Below are 19,079 nucleotides of genomic sequence, written 5' to 3'. Positions count from 1 at the left end.
ACAAAAAAGGGCATTTTAAATGCCCTTTTTTAATGCGTATAAAACACGCCTTAGTTAGCTTAAAGCGATGTCGCTGCTTTCATATCAGCTACAAATGCTTTTAGCTGAGCGGTCATTGTTGGTAAATCATTAAGGTTAGCTTCAATAATTTTAACCACGGCAGAACCTGAAATAGCACCGGCTGCTCCTGCATTAAGAGCCGCTTTTACATCATCTGGCGTTGAAATGCCAAACCCTAAAAGAGCAGGCGCTGCATGGTATTCTTTTAATTTAGTAACAATGTTACCCGCTGGCATTTGTGCCTTAGTATCGGTACCGGTAACACCTGCGCGCGATAGTAAATACGTGTAACCACGACCGTAAGAGGCGCACTGGCGAAGTGTGTCGTCATCGGCATTTGGTGTTGCAATAAAAATTGGGTCTACGCCGTTATCCATTGCTGACTTTCTAAACATTTTAGATTCATGCAGAGGCACATCAGCCACTAAAATTGAGTCTACGCCTACCGCTTTTGCATCTTTATAAAATGCTTCTATACCGCGTTTAAACACAAGGTTTGAATACAATAATAAGCCAATTGGAATATCGGCGTTATACTCACGTATTTCTTTAATAATATCAAAGCAATCTTGTGTGTTAATGTGCACATCGAGCGCGCGAATATTAGCTTTTTGAATTACTGGACCATCTGCAATTGGATCTGAAAACGGAATACCAAGCTCAAGCGCATCAGCGCCGCCGTCAATTAGACTTTTAATAATCGCAATACTTTGCTCTTTACCTGGGTCGCCAATCGTTACAAATGGTACAAATGCACCTTGTTTTTGCTCGTTAAGCGCTGCAAACATTTTGCCGTAACGATCCGTTTTTACTTGGCTCATAGCTGACCTCTTTCAGTTAGTACATTGTGAACGTGTGCTAAATCTTTATCGCCACGACCACTTAAATTAATCACTATAACACTCTCCTCGGTTAGCTCCTCTGCGTACTTAAGCGCATAAGCTAACGCATGGCTTGATTCAAGTGCCGGAATAATCCCTTCATTTTTAGCAAGCGATTGAAACGCATCAAGCGCTTCTGTATCGGTAATGCCAACGTATTGAGCGCGACCAGTTTCGTGTAAAAATGCATGCTGAGGACCAACAGCTGGGTAATCAAGACCCGCTGATACAGAGTAAGACTCTTCAATTTGGCCATCATCATTTTGCATAATGTACGTATAAGTACCGTGTAATATACCTTTTGTGCCTTTACAAATTGTTGCACCGTGCTCATTTGTATCAAGCCCTTTACCAGCAGGCTCAACACCAATTAATTTAACGCCTGGCTCGTCAATAAAGTCGGTAAACATACCAATCGCGTTTGAACCACCACCAACACAGGCAATAACAGCGTCAGGTAAACGACCTTCTGCTTTAAGTATTTGTTGTTTGGCTTCTTCACCAATAATTTTTTGATACTCGCGTACAATTGTTGGGAATGGGTGAGGACCCGCAGCTGTACCTAGTAGGTAATGTGCGTCTTGGTAGTTTGCTGACCAGTCACGCAGCGCTTCATTTACTGCATCTTTTAATGTGCCAGAACCCGCTGTTACCGGAATAACTTCTGCGCCCATTAACTTCATTCTAAATACGTTAGGTTGCTGACGTTCAACGTCTTTTGCGCCCATATAAATACGACATTTTAAACCCAGTAAGGCACATGCAAGCGCTGTTGCAACACCGTGTTGACCGGCACCTGTTTCAGCAATAACTTGTTTTTTACCCATACGCTTAGTAAGTAACGCCTGACCAAGTACTTGGTTCGTTTTATGTGCGCCGCCGTGTAGTAAGTCTTCACGCTTTAGATACAGTTTTACTTTTGGGTTTTTAACTAAATTGCGCGTTAAAGTAAGTGGGGTAGGACGACCCGCATACTCGTTTAATAATTTACTTAGCTCTGCCTGAAACTCAGGATCTTTTTGTGCTTTGTTAAATTCGTTTTCTAACTGCTTAAGCGCAGGGACAAGTAACTCAGGTACAAACATACCGCCAAACTCGCCAAAATAAGCTGGATTTTGCATTTTAACCTCAATAATTTCTGATGCTTGTAAAAGCATTATGTAATTTGTTAGGGCACTTTTTACCCGCAGATTCTTCAACGCCTGAGTTTAAATCAAGGCCTAAGGCACCTTTAAAAAGCGCATCTTTAATATTGTCTGGATTTAAGCCTCCAGCGAGCATAAATGGTGTAGTTGCGCCGCTAAGCACCGACCAATCAAATGCTTTACCAGTACCGCCAGCTTGTGTATCACTGTGCGTATCGTAAAGGTGTCGATCAACCCCATTTACAGGCGTTGGCAATGCATCTTTTATTGCTTGGGCTTTCCAAATTTCGCAGCCGGTTGGTAACTGTGTACGCAAAGCGGCGATGTAATCGTCACTTTCTTGGCCATGTAATTGAACTGCAGCTAATTTTAGCACACTTGCGTATTGAGCAACTTGCTCAATGGGGGCATCTACAAATACACCAACAAAGTTAAGTGGTGCGCTTTGGCTCAGCTCTCTTGCACAATCTAAATCGACATAGCGAGGCGATTTAGGATGAAAAATTAAACCACCATAAACAGCACCGTTTTGATATGCCGCTTGTGCATCTTGGCTACGTGTTAAACCACATACTTTATTGTCACCTAAAATAACACGGCGACATGCTTGCTCTAAATCACGCTCGCCCATAAGTGAGCTGCCAATTAAAAAGCCATCGCATAATGGAGCTAAACGTTTTACGTCTTGATGGGTGTAAATACCCGATTCCGAAATAACCACTTTATCAGCCGGAATAAGCTTTCGTAGTTTTTCAGTAGTGGCTAAGTCGGTGCTTAAATCGCGTAAATCGCGGTTATTAATACCAATAATTTGTGCATCAAGCGCAAGTGCGCGGTGTACTTCTTCTTTATTACTTACTTCGGTTAACACCGACATATTAAGTGAATCGGCAACAGCATGCAGTGCTTTATAGCTTTCGTCATCGAGTACCGAAAGCATCAGTAATATAGCATCACCGCCATAAATACGTGCCATGTACACTTGGTACTCATCTATAAAAAAGTCTTTACAGATAAGCGGTTGTTCTACTTGGCTGCGCACAAATTCAAGATAATCAAAACTGCCTTGAAAATATTTAGCATCAGTTAACACACTCATGCAGGTAGCGTATTTTTTATAAACTGATGTGATTTCAGTTAAATCAAATGGGTTTCTAATTAACCCTTTTGAAGGCGATGCTTTTTTACACTCTAAAATAAACTGAGTGCCAGGTGCTGCAAGTGCTTTATAAAAGCTACGACTTGTAGGCACTGCAAGATACTTAAAGCTTTCAAGCGGACGTGCAGCTTTTCTCTCAATTAGTTCTAATTTTTTATCAGCAACAATTTTGTCTAATACATTAGCCATTACTTACCTCAATAATTGCACTTAGTGTGTTCATGGCTTGCCCTGAACTTAATAATGTTTGTACTTGTTTTGCCCCTTCTTTTAACGTTTCTGCTTTACCTGTTAGGTATAAAAGGGCAGCTACGTTAACCACAATAGCAGCATTATGTGCATCTGTGCCTTTGCCTTGCAAGATGGCGAGGCTAGCATTTGCGTTGTATTGTGGGCCTTCACCAGCGAGTTGTTCAAGTGAATAGTTTGCAAGGTCGAAGTCGCTTGGGTTTAGTGTGTACTGCGTAATCTCGCCATTATTTAGCTCAACTACCGTTGTTGGGCCGTGTAGGGCTATTTCGTCAGTGCCCGAGCCGTGAACAATCATAGCGCGCTTTGTGCCAAGGGTTTTAAGTGTTTGTGCCATTGGCATACACAATGCTTCGTTATAGACGCCGAGTAATTGCACTTCAGGTGCAGCAGGGTTAGCAAGCGGACCTAAAATATTGAAAATAGTGCGTGTTTTAAGCGATGTTCGTACGCCCATCGCATGGCGTACGCCACTGTGATAGTGCGGTGCAAACAAAAAGGTAAAATTGGTTTGCTCAAGACATTTTGCTGCTTGCTCTGGGCTCATATCTATATTAATGCCCAGGGCTTTGAGTAAATCGGCTGAGCCTGAATTACTGGATACACTGCGATTACCATGTTTTACCATGTTAATACCGGCAGCAGCGGCAACAATTGCAGCCGTTGTACTTATATTAATTGTGTTTGAGCCATCGCCACCAGTGCCACAGCTATCGGCAAGTTGTGTACTGCTGGTAGTAAAAGCAACGGCGTTTTCGCGCATTGAGGCTGCAGCGCCTGCAATTTCGTCGCTTACTTCGCCTTTAATTTTAAGGCTTATAAGTAGGGCGGTTAGCTCAATTTCACTCATATTACCTTGCATTATTTCATCAAACAGCGCTTTGGCGTCTGCGTAGCTTAATGATTGCCCAGTAATTAGTTGCTCAATCGCGTGTTGAACATTTATGGGTTGTTCTGGTTGTGTACTCATAATGTCCTCTTTTATTTAGCGCGTGTTAAGTAAGCGACACTTTGCTGGAGTAGCATTGCGCCGTTTGGCGTTAGTATTGATTCTGGATGAAACTGGTAACCCAATGCGTTGTCACCATGATGATAAATAGCCATTGGGATATCTTCGTACTGGGCAATAACCTCAATATTATCAGGCACTTTTGTTGCCATTAATGAATGGTAACGTGCAACAGGCATTGTATTGCCCATACCATCAAATACAGGATGCTCGCCTAAATTAATAATTGAAGACTTACCATGTACGGTTTCACCCGCGTGACCGATTACTCCACCGTAACTTTGTGTTAATGCTTGTTGGCCTAAACAAATGCCTAGCATTGGGAAGTGACCTTTAGAGAGCTCAATAAGCTCCATTAAACAGCCTGCATCGCTTGGTGTTCCAGGACCAGGCGAAAGTACTAATAGCACTTGGCCTTGCTCTTGGCGCATTTTGTTAAAGATAACCTCAGCGCTAATGTTGTTTCTGTAAACAACCAGTTCGCAGCCAAGCATCGTTAGCTCATCAACTAAGTTATATGTAAATGAGTCAAAGTTATCTAAAAAATAGATTTTAATAGGATTTACTTTGCTCATTTTATACCGCCTTATACGTAGATTTTATGGCGGTGATAACCGCTTGTGCTTTAGCGCGAGTTTCGTTTGCTTCTGAAATAGGATCTGAGTCAAACACCACACCGGCACCTGCTTGCACATACGCTTTGTTATTTTTAACAAAAGCTGAGCGAATAACAATACAGCTATCCATTGCGCCATCACCGGTTAAGTAACCTACTGCGCCGCCATAGCTGCCACGGCGCTTACCTTCAGTTTGACGAACAAGCTCAGCAGCACGAACCTTTGGTGCACCAACAAGCGTGCCCATGTTCATACACGCTTGGTAAGCATGCAGTGCATCAAGCTCGGGTTTTAGTGTGCCAACAACGCGTGACACTAAATGCATTACTTGTGAATAGCGGTCTACTTTTAATAGCTCTTTGGCAAAACGAGTACCTGCAACACTAATGCGGGCTACGTCGTTACGGGCTAAATCGACAAGCATTAAATGCTCGGCGCGCTCTTTTTGATCGTTTCTAAGTTCAAGCTCAATGCGGCTGTCTAGGTCTGGATTTATTTGCCCATTAGCAAATTTGCCACGTGGGCGAGTGCCAGCAATTGGGTATACTTCAACTTGCTGAGATTGCACTGTGTATTTAAGTGCTGATTCAGGCGATGCGCCAAATAAAGCAAAGTCTTCATCGCGCATATAAAACATATACGGACTTGGATTTTGCTTTTTAAGCTGGCTATAAGCGTGCAGAGGATCAGGACAAGGTAGTGAAAATGTACGCGACGGCACTACCTGAAAAATATCACCATCTACAATATTCTTTTTAAGCTTAACCACTTGCTCGCAGTAAGTGTCATCGTCTATATCAACGCTTACCTCACATTCGCCACTTTGCATATCCGCACTAAATTCTGAGGCGTTATCGCACAGTGTATTTAATCGCTCTAATTCTTTACCTACTTCAAAGCAGTTAGCGTGTACGTCTGGGCCGTTAAATACATTACCAATGAGTTCGGTTGTTTGTTTTTGATGATCAATAACAACTAAGGTTTCGGCTAAATAAAATACGTAATCTGGGCACGTATTTTCGCCATCAGGTACATCACTTAACTGCTCAAAGTTTGCTACCATATCGTAGGCAAATACACCGCCTAAAAATAACGAAAATGGATTGTTAGTTGTGCTTTTTATACTGTTAATACAAGTGCGCAGAGCGCTAAATGCGTTATCTGCAATTAGTTTACTCGCTTCGTCAGTATCGCCGCTAGTGTCTAAATAACACAGGGTAAGTGTTGCGCCGTCTAAAGTAGCGTCACAGCTTTTAACATTTGCCTGCAAGTAGCTTAGAAGCTGTTGCCCATTATTAGATTGAGCAGTAATAGTAACTGTTTTACCTTGGCATACAATGCGCAGTGCACAGTCGACTAAAATTAAACTTTTTACACTGTCTTTAGAATCAATCTCAGCCGATTCAAGCAGTAGTGAGTTAGGCTTATCAAGTGCCGCGTATAATGCAAGAGGACTACTAATATAGTCGCGTACTTGCGTAATGCTTGTTACTTCGCCTGGTGTGGTAGTTATATGACTAAAAATCAAACCTCATTCCCTCAAAAAATTAAACCCCGCAATGCTTTAGCAGTGCGGGGTTTGAATAACGATATCTAAATTACAAACAGATCATTACCGTCCCGCTATATCAGGCGCCACCACCAACGATGTGTAAGAGTAAGACCGTTATTCATGTTTTTCTGCCTCAAAATTTGTTAAATATTTTTAACGTATACGTTTCGTAAAATTTAGTTATAAAAAAACCCGCATAGTTGCGGGTTTTGAATTTTTGTTAGACACGACAATTCATCACCCGATAATTACGAGTGCCACCACCAAATAGTGTTTAAGTTTGAATTGATCATTATTGTTAATTCTTAATGTGTCTGAAAGTGGCTACAGTAAAACGTATCTTATGCTTTTGTGTCAAGTGTTTATTTAAAACAATTTAGTCAAAAAAGTTGTTATACTTACATAAACACCAGTAACCCTTAATTTTAAGCAGTTTTCTTTTGATAAAATATGATTTACATAGCCATACCACACATTCAGACGGGCGTTTAACGGTTGAAGAATTATTGCATCGCGCTGTTGATAAAAATATTGATGTGTTTGCTATTACCGATCATGACACTGTGGCGGCTATTAAGCCTGCGCAGCAATTTATTAAAACCGAAAATTTACCGCTTTCATTAATAACGGGTACCGAAGTGTCTACTAAATGGGAAAGCTTCGAAATTCATATTGTAGGTTTAAATATTGATATTAATAATATTGACCTTACCTCTTTATTATCAGCTCAGCAGCAAAAGCGAGAAGAGCGTGCACTAGAGATTGGTGTTCGCCTTGCAAAAAATGGCTTTGATGGCATTTACGAGCAAGCTAAAGAGCTGGCAAAAGACGCGCAAATAACGCGTGCACATTTTGCACGCGCCCTTATTGAGCGCGGTGTTGCTAAAAATTTCCCGGGTGTTTTTAAAAAGTACTTAGGGCGTGGCAAAACAGGCTACGTACCAAGTTGCTGGTGCACTATGCAAACCGCTATTGAGGCCATACATGCCGCTGGTGGTGTTGCTGTACTAGCGCATCCAAGTAGCTATCAAATGTCAAACAAGTGGCTACGCAAATTATTAGTAGAATTTAAAAGTGTAGGAGGGGACGCAATGGAAGTTGCACAACCTCAACAGGCGCCAAGCGAACGTCAATTTTTAGGTGAACTCAGCCGTGAGTACGAACTACTTTGCTCGCAAGGGTCTGATTTTCATTTTCCGACAAGCTATTTAGAGCTTGGCAAAAATTTATACCTACCAAAAGACTGCCAAGGTGTTTGGCAAGCTTGGGAAGGAGAAGAAGGGGCATTAACATGAGTCAATTATTTCATATTCATCCTGATAACCCGCAACCGAGACTGATTAGTCAAGCCGTTGATATTATTAAACAAGGCGGCGTTGTTGTTTACCCAACAGATTCGGGCTACGCCATCGGTTGTAACATTGGTAATAAGCAAGCCAAAGAGCGCATAGAGCGTATTCGTGGTATTGAAAAAAACGATAATTTTACGCTAGTTTGCCGTGATTTATCGGAGCTATCTACTTACGCACGCGTAGATAACCAGCTATTTAGGTTAATAAAAAATAATACGCCAGGGCCATATACCTTTATTTTTAAAGGCACAAAAGAAGTCCCTAAACGTTTATTAAACGACAAGAAAAAAACCATTGGCATGCGTGTAATTGAGCACCCAATAGCTTGCGCGTTACTTGCCGAACTTGGTGAGCCGTTAATGTCGTGTTCTTTAATTTTACCAGGTGAGCAGTTTACAGAATCAGATCCTGATGAAATATTAGAGCGATTAGATAAACACGTTGATTTAATTATTCACGGTGGCCACTTAGCCGAGCAAGCAACCACGGTAATCGATTTGTCGGAAGATGAAGTCAAGATTTTGCGTGTTGGCTGTGGTGATACAAGCCCGTTTGAGTAATAGCGAGTGAGCGAAAGCACTGCGAATACAAAAAATAGTGAAAAGCCAGTGCAGCAAAAGCTGCCACTGGCTTTTTTGCATGGTAAAGCGGTTGTAGACAAACCTGAAGATTTATACATTCCACCTGACGCGCTCGAAATAATATTAGAAACCTTTGAAGGCCCGCTCGATTTACTGCTCTATTTAATTAAAAAGCATAAGCTTGATGTACTCGAACTTTCTATTTTTAGTATTACAGAGCAGTACGTAAGTTATGTAGAAATGATGACCGAGTTTCAACTCGAACTTGCTGGCGAATATTTAGTAATGGCTGCGTTACTTGCGCAAATTAAGTCGCGCTTATTATTACCTGTACACGAAGAGCTTGAAGAGGAAGAAGATCCTCGCGCTGAGCTTATTAAACGCCTGCAAGAGTATGAGCTGTTTAAACAAGCCGCCGAAAACCTCGACGATATTCCTCGTGTTGGTCGTGATATTTTTATAGCGCATGCCGCTATGCCAATAAGTGAAGATACAAGTCAAAATCTCCCCGATATTGAACTTAAAGACTTAATGCTGGCGCTGAGTGATGTAATGGCGCGCGCAAAAACGTTTGAGCATCATCAAATTACTGCTGAAGTACTCTCAACCCGAGAGAGAATGAGCCAAATATTACAGCAACTATCGCAAGCAAACTCGGCAGTGGTATTTAATGCGCTTTTTACCCCAAATGAAGGGCGAAGTGGTGTAGTGGTTAGTTTTATAGCTATGCTTGAGCTTATTAAAGAAGGACTTGTTACCTGTTTGCAAGTAAGCCCTGAGAGCTTAATTTATGTCAGCTTAAGCGAACAATCCACCCTATAAAACTTATCTGTTTAATCATCTCATACCAACCTGCATGAATATTTGAGCAATTTAACGAATTAAATTGCACTATTACGTTGTTAAAAATTTTTTATTTACGACTGCATGGATGCAGGAGGTAGAGCAATGCAGGGAGCAATTGCCGAGAACAACTAGATACAAAAATTTCTGCCTCGTTCTAGCGTAATTTTCTTAACGTTAAATAGACCCCGTATACAAGCAGATTGGTGTTTTTTGCAAAACTGACTTTAAATAATAAAGTTCTGTGCGTATACGCACGTAAAGTGTTTGTAAATGTTATTTTCATTTACGGCTGTGCACTATATTGTAACGTCATAGCATTATAGGAACTTACACATGTTTAAAAATACACCTTCATCTTACGGACTTGTCGCCATTATTTTACATTGGCTCATGGCGCTGACTATTTTTGGCCTGTTTGGTTTAGGTTTATATATGGTTGAGCTTACTTATTACGATAGCTGGTATAAAGGTTCACTCGATTTACATAAGAGTATTGGTATTACGCTTGTGGCCGTATTTTTATTTAGAATTTCATGGCGTGCTTTATCTACACAACCTAAACCGTTAGGTGAGAGTAAAGGCATGAACCAATTAGCGCATACGGCGCATATTGCTATGTATATTATTTTGGCTGTTATTGTTGTTGCAGGGTATTTAATATCAACCGCAGACGGGCGTCCAATAGAAGTATTTACTTTATTTAACGTATCAGCGCTTGATTTTGCCTTTGATGACCAAGCCGATATTGCAGGAAAAGTACATTATTACGGCGCGTGCACATTAATCGGGTTTGCAGTATTGCATGCACTAGGGGCGTTAAAACATCACTTTATCGATAAAGATAAAACCTTAATTAGAATGATCAAACCATTAAAGGATGATTAAAATGAAAAAATTATTAGTAAGCACAGCCGTTTCGGCTGCAATGATGTTATCGGCAACAGCCGCCAATGCAGCTGATTATGTAATTGATACAAAAGGCGGGCATGCATCTGTTAACTTTAAAATTAAACACTTAGGCTACAGCTGGTTATATGGTCGTTTTAATACTTTTGACGGCACATTTAGTTACGATGCTAAAAACCCTGATGCGTCAAAAATTATGGTAAACATTGATACCACAAGTCTTGACTCTAACCATGCAGAGCGCGATAAGCATTTACATGGTAAAGATTTTTTAAATGTAGATAAATACCCAAAAGCGACATTTAAAAGCACGAGTATTAAATTTGATGAAGACGGCGAAGAGGCTGATGTAACCGGTGAGTTTACGCTGCACGGCGTAACAAACACTATTACTTTTGAAATAGATAAAGTGGGCGAAGGTAAAGATCCGTGGGGCGGCTACCGCGTAGGTTTTGAGGGCGAAACCAGCCTTAAACTTACCGATTACGGTATTGATTACAACTTAGGACCTGCATCTACCCATGTTGATATTATTTTATCAATAGAAGGCGTTCGTCAGTAATACCATTATTAAATATAAAAACGCCACTTACTGTGGCGTTTTTTTTGCTTAACAGAAACTCAAATTAAGCGACTTCGAATTTGCTTATTTTGCGCTATTAATACGTGACTGTAATAGCGGCCTTAAATGCTCGGGCAACCAGCGCATGAGTAAATCATTATAAGCCTGCATTTTTTTAATAACTTTAAGCTGCTCATTAAGAATAGCAATGTCTTTTGCGCCTTGCTCGTTTTTAGTACAACCAATAAAGCCATAACTGAGCGCTGGGGATTCGGTTAATGGACGCTGCGTTAAGTTCTCTTCAAAGTGCATTGATTTAGCTAAATAGTAATGCTCGCTTGGGTAACCCAGCAAAATATCAATTCGTTTTAGGTTAAGCATATATGTGAGGCTCGCTAGGCTATCGCGAGTGGGTCTAATTACTAAATCTATATTAGGCGTACTGTTTATCAATGTATCTATCTCTTGGCCATAAGAGCGGCTCATAGAGATCCCAAGAGTTAGTTTTTTATCTTGTATTAAATCTAATAGTGATACTTCTTTTGATTCCGCTATATTTAGCGCTTTGGCGAGTCTTTTGTGCATTGCTATTGAAGGCGAGAGGCCCGTTGTTGAGCTCTCCTCTGTAAAATAAATATGCTCTTTTCTGTAATCATTTTTATAAAGCGATAACGCACAAACATTATTTGAAGTATTAGATAGCTCTTGGATTACTTTACCTGAGGGGATAAGCATGCGGTTAAAGGTAATATTAGGAAGTTGTTTTTCAAGTAATGAAATTATGCTTTCGTCACGGCCTTGGTGTTGATATTGACCATTTAAAATATAATAGGGTGCAAAGTCGTGCGCTAGCCAGTTTATGGTTCTAGCATTGCCTATTGAGGTCAGACCGAAAAAAAGTAAGAAAGTTAAAAATATACGGAGCATTACAACAGCTGCCAGTAATTATTATTGTAAAACTATTGTAACCAATAAAGAGCTAAAAAGTAAAATGCCAGCAACGAGGCTGGCATAATATCTTATCAATAATTGCAATAATAAAAGGGCAATTAAAGTTATGTGTTGCTTAGTTAGCTTTTAGCCACTTAACAAACTGGCGTGCATCACTCGCTTTTTGGAACAATGCATTTTTTAAACCTTGTGTATCACTAAAGATTACACGATGTTTGTTTACTGAAATTGATTGCACTGGATGTGCGATTTGGATCATAGACCCATTATATTTATAAGACATAATAAAACTCACTTTATTCTTGTTATTTATTCTGCGCTATATTTTTATAGCAAATTGCAGTTAATAAATTAACGATGTTGTGTTTAGCTTCATTACAGTGTTGACGATCTTTATGACACTTTTGCGATGATAGTAAAAAATCATCTCGGTATTATTCAAGGGGTTCTCGCCGTACAATAACTTAGCTTTCAAATATACGTTTTGCGGGGCTTACTGGATCAGGGTAAATGGTTAACCGCGGCGGTTTCTTTAAACCAGAGAGGGAAGGTAACTTATATATAAATTGTGTGCAAGCTATTTTTGTAAAAATATTTATAATAAATCTTATCAACTGCTTACAAAGCCCATTTTTAGTTACCAAAGGATAAGTATGAATTACCTAATAGTGAGTGATATTTATGGTTTAACCCCTGCTTTAAGGAGGTTATCACAGGCAATTAGTTCAAATTTAGTTATTGTTGACCCTTATAATAACAAGTTTCAAGCTATTGAAAGTGAACAAGATAGTTACAACAATTTTATACAGCAGTGTGGCCATGATAAATACACCGACAAACTTCAAAAATGCTTTGAGAGTTTAAAACTGCCAACGACGTGTATTGCGTTTAGTGCAGGGGCAAGTGCAGCATGGCGGGCACAGTTATTAACAGGCAATACACACCTTAAAAAGTTAATTGGCTTTTATCCGTCGCAAATTAGACACAACTTAAATTTAAGTGCAAAAGTACCCTGTGAGTTCATATTTCCAGCAAATGAGAGTCACTTTAATGTTGATGAAGTTATTAAAGCTTTAAGCACCAAAGCGGATGTTAAGTGCTATAAAACCAATTTTTTTCATGGTTTTATGAACGAGTACTCAACCAATTTTAATGCGCAAGGGCTTGTTGAATATAGTAACTATATAAAGCAGAGCAGCCGTTAAAGCGTGTTTAGCTGCTCTTTACTAATATCAGGAAAATCGGTGCGGGTATTATATTTTGCATATAGCGTTGTAAAAACGCTACTACCGGATAGCTTATCTAACTCTTTTATAAAGGTTTTCGCACTAGATCGAGCGGGTCTACAGCATACTTGATACTGTTTTATTATACCCGCGACAGATAAACCTTGTTTTTGTAGCTCCAAATCGGCCTGTGCAAAAAAAGCTGCGCCCGTCCAATAAACACGTTGCTGGGCTCGTTGTTTCCACATATCGGCAGAGAGCTTATTAAGTGGCTGTGTTTTAGTTTTAGTTTGCATGCGGGCACGATCAAATCCTGCATTTAAACGTTGTACAAATTGCGGCTGGGTAATTATACCGCTGTTACGCATTATTACGTTTTGCATATAACTGGCAAAACCCTCGCTTAGCCAAAAACCGGAGTAAGGAAGTAGCGGCAAATATAAATGCGAAAGTTCATGGTATAGCGTCCAATCTTTAGTGAATGCATTTAAACTGGCATAGCGATCTATATGTAGTTCAAGCCCATCGGGGTTATTGCGCTTAACTGTAGCCCAAGGTACAGGCTCAAAAGCAAAGTATTGCGGTTTTAAATAAATAGGCAATGTGGTTTGTTTTAAAGGTCCCAGTGTATTTTGTGTTTTTTCAACACTTTGATTAACCCATGTAGACACCGTATTTTGAGCATTACTTGAGAGCGAGCTAAGGTTATGTATGACTACTTCAACGGCTAATGCGTTAAAAGAGCTGATTAATAGTAGCAGTACAAAAAAGAATTTCATTAAAATGCTCCACTGTAATTTAATAATTGGTACGAAAATTCTAATATACAAGACCAACTAAATGGATAAATAATCACGCCTAATTCTTTATTTTTTAAAATGATAGTAACTATAAAAGTACAAATACAGACACTCCTAGCTAAGCATGGTTTAATCAATTAATCGTTATTTTAAGTTAGGTTTAGCCATGACGTATCAGCATATTCAAGTTCCTGAGCACGGCCAAAATATCACTATTGATGCACAAGGACACTGGCAAATACCGTTAGAACCTATCATTGCTTTTATTGATGGCGATGGCGTGGGTCTAGATGTTATGCCGGTAATGCGCCATGTTGTTGATAGTGCAATTGAGCATTGTTATAAAAGCGCACGGAAAATTCATTGGATGCAGGTTTATAATGGCGAGCAGGCCGCAAAGCTGTATGACGGTGATTGGTTTCCACAAGAAACAATTAACGCGGTACGTGCCTGTAAAATTGCCATAAAAGGGCCGTTAACCACACCACTAGGTGGTGGTTTTCGATCTCTTAATGTTGCACTCAGGCAAGAAATGGATTTGTTTGTAAATATGCGCACTATAAAAGGTTTTAGTGCACTCCCTTCTCCTTTAAAAAACCCTTTTTTAACAAACATAACAGTGCTTCGTGATAGTAGCGAAGACGTGTACTCAGGTATTGAGTGGGAAGCAGGCAGTGTAGAGAGCGAAAAAATGCTCGATTTTTTATGTGAGGAAATGGGCGTAACCCGCCTAAGGTTTTCACAAGAGTGCGGAATTGGTATTAAAAATATATCTAAAGAAGGCTCTGAGCGACTAATGCGCTTTGCAATTAACTATGCACTTAAAAACAATAGTGAATCATTAACGCTAGTGCACAAAGGTAATGTACTTAAATTTACCGATGGTGCATTTAAGCGTTGGGGGTTTGCACTTGCACAAAACGAGTTTAATGCCACTGCACATGAAAATGGGCGTTGGTTGCAAATAGAGCGAGCACACCAAGCGCCCTTAATTATTAAAGAAGTCATAGCTGACAACATGCTGCAACAATGTTTAATGCATCCAGAGCAATTTGATGTAGTGGTGACGACTAACCAAAATGGCGACTTTTTAGCAGATATGCTCAGTGCACAAGTTGGTGGTGTTGGCATAATGCCCGCTGCAAATTTAAATAACGATGTCGCATTTTTTGAGCCTACACATGGCACGTTTGAACGTATAGCAGGGCAAAATAAAGCAAACCCCAGTAGTAGTATTTTAAGTGCGGTATTAATGCTTAAATTTATGGGGTGGGACGAGGGCGCATTACTCATAGAAAATGCGTTAGAGCAAACATTTAAAAGCGGTGAAGTAACCTTTGATTTAGCGCAAGAGCAGAGCGATAACTCAAGTATTCATAACTCGACAACCTTAACTTGTACTGGCTTTGCAAAGAAGGTTATCGAGCACTTTTAAATACATCCATTATTAAGCTGCTGAGGCAGTTTTTACTCTGTGCATACAAGGGCGGTTGGTTAACTGCGCTGCACGATGGTAAATCTCATGTGCTTGGGGTTCATCGCACTGTGTACCACTAAGCGTATCCATTAACGCAACAACAATAATTGCAGGAACCTGGCAGCAATACTCGTCTAAAACGGCTTCCGTAGTTTGTGCATCAACATGGCAAAGTGGATGATTTTTAAGTTGGTATGCATTTAATAATGTATCAACTTCTAATACATCATCTGGTTGATGCTTTGTTTTACGGCATTTACAACCAAACTCGTCAACTAAAGTAGCTAACGCTTGGTAAGTTTCAGTGGTTTTAGCCTTAGTGCATAACTGCTCTTCAATGAACTGATGCAAGTTAGCATCGATGAATAATCCGTCTTGGCGTGTGAAAGAAGCTGTTGTCATAATAATTACTCTTAGTTTGTTGGCTTAACTTCACTCTAGCGCTAAGTGTATTATTAATAAAATTGTTGTTTTCAATAACTGATATTGATTTTATCAATAGTAAGTTTTAAAACTAAATAAAAAATAGAAAACATATCTAAATAATACTAATTAATTTGGTGCAATGCGGTGAAAGTGTGCACAAAACTGGAACAAGGGGAGGAGTTAAGGAATAAAGAAGGAATTTTAGTTAATTGTTTTTATTGAATTTTAATTATTTTATGAAGTTGGTACTAAGCTTGCTAATAATACGCTGTAGGTAGATTCCTATATCGACGATTTCCAAAAGCGCCACGGTATTTTCCCAAAGTTGAATACCGTGGCGCTTTTTTATTTTTCGCGTGTATTTTATTTATCCGTCACAATAGCAATAACAATAGTAATGTTAAATTTTAATAAAGTAGGGAATAGCTACTAAAATACCGCCTACAATCAACAGCATGCTAACACTGGTCATAAAGTACGGAAAAACCAATAATGACAAACCAATACAAAGTGGCACTACGGCTTTTTTTCTTCGCCCGTAAGTAAGGTAGCCAATACCTATGCCGCCAAACACAACACTCCACGCAATTATTGATGCACTATCCATTTATAAATTACCTATTTTGAAATACTGATTTAAATTACAACCGACATAGCCAGTTTTTCAATACCATGTGAAGGAGTCCATCTTTTGAATTCCACGAAACCATGCTTTTTATATAAATTTATTGCAGGAGTATTAGCAACTGCAGTCTCAACTCTTGCATGAGATAAATCACCCATTGCTAGAACATAATTTATTAGCTTACTTGCGATACCTTTTTTAAAATAGCTAGGATCAACGGTTAAACTACAAATATCTAAAAACTCGTTGTTTATATCTACTTCTATAACTGCTGCTAAGCATTCATTTTCGCTGTAGCCATAAAAGGTTGTTTCTGACTTTTTAATATCTTCAGTATTACGTGTTAAAGGAGGAAAGTTATGCGCGCCGATCAGTTTAGCCTCAATAGCATAGGATTTTTGAAAGACAGCAAAAATTATATTTGCAGTATTCTTATTATTAAGTTTGTTTATCATTATATTCTTTTTTAGAAAATAAAGTATGAATACCATATGCCGTAATAAAACCTCCGGCACCAATTGTGAAAAAAAGAAATAAATAAAACTTTTTCGGGTTACTTTCTAAAGATGCCACTGCCGGCTCATTGTATCTCTTATAAATGACACCACTTTCGTAATTAAAATAGCTGCGTAAAAGAATAAACAAACCTAAAACAATACACAGGAGCGCTTTACTTATTTTCTTAGTGTTATTTTCAGCTATTACTATTTGTTGCGCAGATTTCGGCTCGTTACGATTTGGTTTAGCTAATTCATCTTTAAGTCGTTTATAGTTCTCTGGATATTTATGTGAGTCAATACTTTCAAGTGCTTCGTTTAATTCACTAAGTGAATAAGCAGAGTAATCAATATTTATAATAATCTTCCTTAAAAGGCTCTTAAATAACATTTACACAGCAAGATTTTTAAGTTGTTTTTATTTAATGGTATTTTTATAATCCGATTAAGTTTATTTTAATGTAGCAAAGACTTGAGGTTAGTCACTTTTACTTTTATATTTAAACTCGAATGAAACTATTGCAGCCAATATACCTCCAGTCGCTAATATAGCAGCGCTAAATAACATCTCCCATAATAATTTTTTCAATAGTAGAGTCTGATGAATATTTGTAAATATTACGCTCCAAGTTTGTTCAAAGTTGTATAAATTAACAACTTCATGAACATCATATAAAAAAGTACCTAACCCATTCAAAAAGTATGCAAGAGCTATATAAACAAAAAGTCGTGCAGTAAATAAGAGGGTTTTTAAATTATCAGTTTCAACTTTAGAGAAAGGAAGAAAGCTAATTTTAGTGGCCTTGCTCATTATAAGTGAACACTTCAAATATAGGTATTGGTACATAAAATTCCATTTTTTAATATGTCTTAGGTTATTGATAACGAGGATCTAAAGTTATTGACTTGACATTACTAATTAAGAATAACGCAGTACCTATTTTGATTCAATTCTTTAGCGAACATTGTATTTGAGTTCTAGCTATTTCATTAGGTAGTTTTTAACTCAATGTATTTAAAATGCTAACCAAGCTATTAGCTCAAAATAAGATGATTCATTACATAGCACAGGCACTCGCATTAGGCTCTTGAGTAATAATCAAAGGTTTGCTCTTAATTACCTATCTGCAATCGTTTTAGCAAACGCTAATAATTCACGCCTTAACCATTGGTGTGCAGGCGCGTGGTGTAGTAGCGGGCTCCATATCATTTTTACCTCAATAGGCACTATTTGAAATGGTACAGGGCTGATTACTAAATCAGTATGAGAGGTTAACAATTTAGCCTGCCTGCGCGGTAGGGTGGCAATAAGTTGCTCTGATTGGCAAAGCAGGCTTGCGACCATGTAGTGGCGAGTAAAAACACGTATTTTACGGGTTTGCTCTAGTTGCCAAAGCGCTTCGTCTACCCAGCCTAATTTTTGCTTTCCCGATTTATTAGTAACAGCGGCCTCCGGCCCCCAACCTGCACGGTTTACCCAAATATGTTCTTTTTGTAAGTAGTCGTCTAACCCTGATTGTTGTAAAAATGTATTTTTAGGATGGGTTAAACAACAGTAGTTATCGCGCCATACACTGGCTTGATGAAACGAGCGTGGTAGGCCATTAAAGCGGTTTATTGCTAAATCAATAGTGCCTTTTTCCATATCTTGTAGGTTTACGTCGCTTGGGCTCAATACATCAAAATTAATACCGGGGTTTTTACTAAGCTGCGCCGTTATAAAAGGGGCTATTAAGGTCGACTCTATATAGTCGTTTGCCATTATTCTAAACGTAACTTCAGCAGTTGCAGGGTTAAACTGCTCACTAGGCTGCGTAATAGCTTCAGCCATTTTTAATAGGGCCTCAACTTCAGGCTTTAATGCAAGTGCCTTTGCCGTTGGCGTCATAGAGTCTGCGGCACGCACCAGTAGCGGATCGTCAAATAAATCGCGCAAACGTTTTAATGCGTTACTCATAGCAGGTTGCGTAAGCGCGAGTTTATTGGCAGCCTTTGAAACACTTTTTTCATCTATTAACACATTTAAATAAACGAGAAGGTTAAGATCGACATTTCTTATATTCATAGAATCAATTCTATTTATATGCTTTATTAATTATCTAAATTAAAGCCTGCTTGCTAAGGTGTAAACAATTAATAAAAAATAACCGCCATAACT

At 39.0% G+C, this 19,079-nt stretch carries 22 protein-coding genes; 7 read left to right on the top strand and 15 right to left on the bottom strand.

Features of this window, described 5'->3' with window-relative positions; all coding sequences use genetic code 11:
- Nucleotides 1–59: 59 nt before the first annotated feature.
- From trpA to GQR39_RS08345, 6 genes are read right to left on the bottom strand one after another with little or no spacing between them, the layout of a single operon-like run.
- Nucleotides 60–881 carry a tryptophan synthase subunit alpha gene (gene trpA / locus GQR39_RS08370; RefSeq protein WP_024590411.1) on the bottom strand — a complete coding sequence of 274 codons (822 nt, stop codon included), beginning with the start codon at nt 879–881 and terminating at the stop codon, nt 60–62.
- Entirely contained in the window at nt 878–2,062 is a 1,185-nt protein-coding gene (trpB, locus tag GQR39_RS08365; RefSeq protein ID WP_165735352.1) for a tryptophan synthase subunit beta, read from the bottom strand. Before trpB ends, trpA begins: the two co-directional genes overlap by 4 nt.
- 7 nt (nt 2,063–2,069) lie before the next feature.
- Nucleotides 2,070–3,434 carry a bifunctional indole-3-glycerol-phosphate synthase TrpC/phosphoribosylanthranilate isomerase TrpF gene (trpCF, locus tag GQR39_RS08360; protein ID WP_165735351.1) on the bottom strand — a complete coding sequence of 455 codons (1,365 nt, stop codon included), beginning with the start codon at nt 3,432–3,434 and terminating at the stop codon, nt 2,070–2,072.
- Entirely contained in the window at nt 3,427–4,464 is a 1,038-nt protein-coding gene (trpD, locus tag GQR39_RS08355) for an anthranilate phosphoribosyltransferase (protein WP_007582496.1), read from the bottom strand. Before trpD ends, trpCF begins: the two co-directional genes overlap by 8 nt.
- 11 nt (nt 4,465–4,475) lie before the next feature.
- Nucleotides 4,476–5,078, bottom strand: coding sequence for an aminodeoxychorismate/anthranilate synthase component II (locus tag GQR39_RS08350; RefSeq protein WP_165735350.1), 603 nt, complete (start codon nt 5,076–5,078; stop codon nt 4,476–4,478).
- Nucleotide 5,079: 1 nt separating this feature from the next.
- Nucleotides 5,080–6,648, bottom strand: coding sequence for an anthranilate synthase component 1 (locus GQR39_RS08345; RefSeq protein WP_024590416.1), 1,569 nt, complete (start codon nt 6,646–6,648; stop codon nt 5,080–5,082).
- A gap of 464 nt (nt 6,649–7,112) precedes the next feature.
- Here GQR39_RS08345 and GQR39_RS08340 point away from each other — a divergent pair, with 464 nt between their 5' ends.
- From GQR39_RS08340 to GQR39_RS08320, 5 genes are all read left to right on the top strand, one after another.
- Entirely contained in the window at nt 7,113–7,967 is an 855-nt protein-coding gene (locus tag GQR39_RS08340) for a PHP domain-containing protein (RefSeq protein WP_024590417.1), read from the top strand.
- Complete coding sequence (locus tag GQR39_RS08335) at nt 7,964–8,584, top strand: L-threonylcarbamoyladenylate synthase (RefSeq protein ID WP_024590418.1); 621 nt, start codon at nt 7,964–7,966, stop codon at nt 8,582–8,584. Before GQR39_RS08340 ends, GQR39_RS08335 begins: the two co-directional genes overlap by 4 nt.
- Nucleotides 8,585–8,590: 6 nt before the next feature.
- A complete protein-coding gene (locus GQR39_RS08330) occupies nt 8,591–9,427 on the top strand; it encodes a ScpA family protein (protein ID WP_010554218.1) in 837 nt (278 codons plus the stop codon).
- A gap of 357 nt (nt 9,428–9,784) precedes the next feature.
- The gene (locus GQR39_RS08325) at nt 9,785–10,336 is read left to right on the top strand and encodes a cytochrome b (protein ID WP_165735349.1); all 552 of its coding nucleotides are present in this window, start codon (nt 9,785–9,787) and stop codon (nt 10,334–10,336) included.
- A 1-nt stretch (nt 10,337) separates the two neighbouring features.
- Nucleotides 10,338–10,919 carry a YceI family protein gene (locus GQR39_RS08320; protein WP_007582505.1) on the top strand — a complete coding sequence of 194 codons (582 nt, stop codon included), beginning with the start codon at nt 10,338–10,340 and terminating at the stop codon, nt 10,917–10,919.
- An 84-nt stretch (nt 10,920–11,003) separates the two neighbouring features.
- Here GQR39_RS08320 and GQR39_RS08315 read toward each other — a convergent pair whose 3' ends face one another.
- Nucleotides 11,004–11,846: a transporter substrate-binding domain-containing protein gene (locus GQR39_RS08315; protein WP_165735348.1), complete on the bottom strand. Its 843-nt coding sequence runs from the start codon at nt 11,844–11,846 to the stop codon at nt 11,004–11,006.
- A 139-nt stretch (nt 11,847–11,985) separates the two neighbouring features.
- Complete coding sequence (locus GQR39_RS08310; protein WP_002961566.1) at nt 11,986–12,153, bottom strand: hypothetical protein; 168 nt, start codon at nt 12,151–12,153, stop codon at nt 11,986–11,988.
- A 370-nt stretch (nt 12,154–12,523) separates the two neighbouring features.
- On the opposite strand from GQR39_RS08310, the gene GQR39_RS08305 reads away from it, so the two are divergent.
- Entirely contained in the window at nt 12,524–13,075 is a 552-nt protein-coding gene (locus GQR39_RS08305) for a hypothetical protein (RefSeq protein WP_165735347.1), read from the top strand.
- On the opposite strand, the gene GQR39_RS08300 is transcribed toward GQR39_RS08305, so the two are convergent.
- Nucleotides 13,072–13,875 (bottom strand): hypothetical protein, encoded by an 804-nt coding sequence (locus GQR39_RS08300; RefSeq protein WP_165735346.1) that lies wholly within the window; start codon nt 13,873–13,875, stop codon nt 13,072–13,074. The genes GQR39_RS08305 and GQR39_RS08300 overlap by 4 nt on opposite strands.
- A 187-nt stretch (nt 13,876–14,062) precedes the next feature.
- Between GQR39_RS08300 and icd the strand changes: the two genes are divergently transcribed.
- Nucleotides 14,063–15,331, top strand: coding sequence for an NADP-dependent isocitrate dehydrogenase (icd, locus tag GQR39_RS08295; protein WP_165735345.1), 1,269 nt, complete (start codon nt 14,063–14,065; stop codon nt 15,329–15,331).
- Nucleotides 15,332–15,343: 12 nt separating this feature from the next.
- Here the strand turns inward: icd and GQR39_RS08290 are convergent, their stop codons facing one another.
- From GQR39_RS08290 to GQR39_RS08265, 6 genes are all read right to left on the bottom strand, one after another.
- Nucleotides 15,344–15,775 carry a hypothetical protein gene (locus tag GQR39_RS08290; RefSeq protein ID WP_165735344.1) on the bottom strand — a complete coding sequence of 144 codons (432 nt, stop codon included), beginning with the start codon at nt 15,773–15,775 and terminating at the stop codon, nt 15,344–15,346.
- Between the two features lie 424 nt (nt 15,776–16,199).
- Nucleotides 16,200–16,406, bottom strand: a complete 207-nt coding sequence (locus GQR39_RS08285) for a hypothetical protein (protein WP_165735343.1) — start codon at nt 16,404–16,406, stop codon at nt 16,200–16,202.
- 29 nt (nt 16,407–16,435) lie between these two features.
- A complete protein-coding gene (locus tag GQR39_RS08280) occupies nt 16,436–16,879 on the bottom strand; it encodes a GNAT family N-acetyltransferase (RefSeq protein ID WP_024590424.1) in 444 nt (147 codons plus the stop codon).
- The gene (locus tag GQR39_RS08275; protein WP_024590425.1) at nt 16,863–17,312 is read right to left on the bottom strand and encodes a hypothetical protein; all 450 of its coding nucleotides are present in this window, start codon (nt 17,310–17,312) and stop codon (nt 16,863–16,865) included. Before GQR39_RS08275 ends, GQR39_RS08280 begins: the two co-directional genes overlap by 17 nt.
- An 87-nt stretch (nt 17,313–17,399) precedes the next feature.
- The gene (locus GQR39_RS08270) at nt 17,400–17,732 is read right to left on the bottom strand and encodes a hypothetical protein (protein WP_165735342.1); all 333 of its coding nucleotides are present in this window, start codon (nt 17,730–17,732) and stop codon (nt 17,400–17,402) included.
- A gap of 306 nt (nt 17,733–18,038) precedes the next feature.
- On the bottom strand, nt 18,039–18,986 hold the full coding sequence (locus GQR39_RS08265; protein ID WP_165735341.1) for a LysR family transcriptional regulator: 948 nt from the start codon (nt 18,984–18,986) through the stop codon (nt 18,039–18,041).
- Nucleotides 18,987–19,079 lie beyond the last annotated feature (93 nt).

It is taken from the genome of Pseudoalteromonas sp. C8, assembly GCF_011378685.1.
Classification (GTDB): domain Bacteria; phylum Pseudomonadota; class Gammaproteobacteria; order Enterobacterales; family Alteromonadaceae; genus Pseudoalteromonas; species Pseudoalteromonas arctica.
The sequence above is the reverse complement of the archived record's forward strand: the minus strand, read 5'-3'. Positions and strand labels throughout refer to the sequence as shown.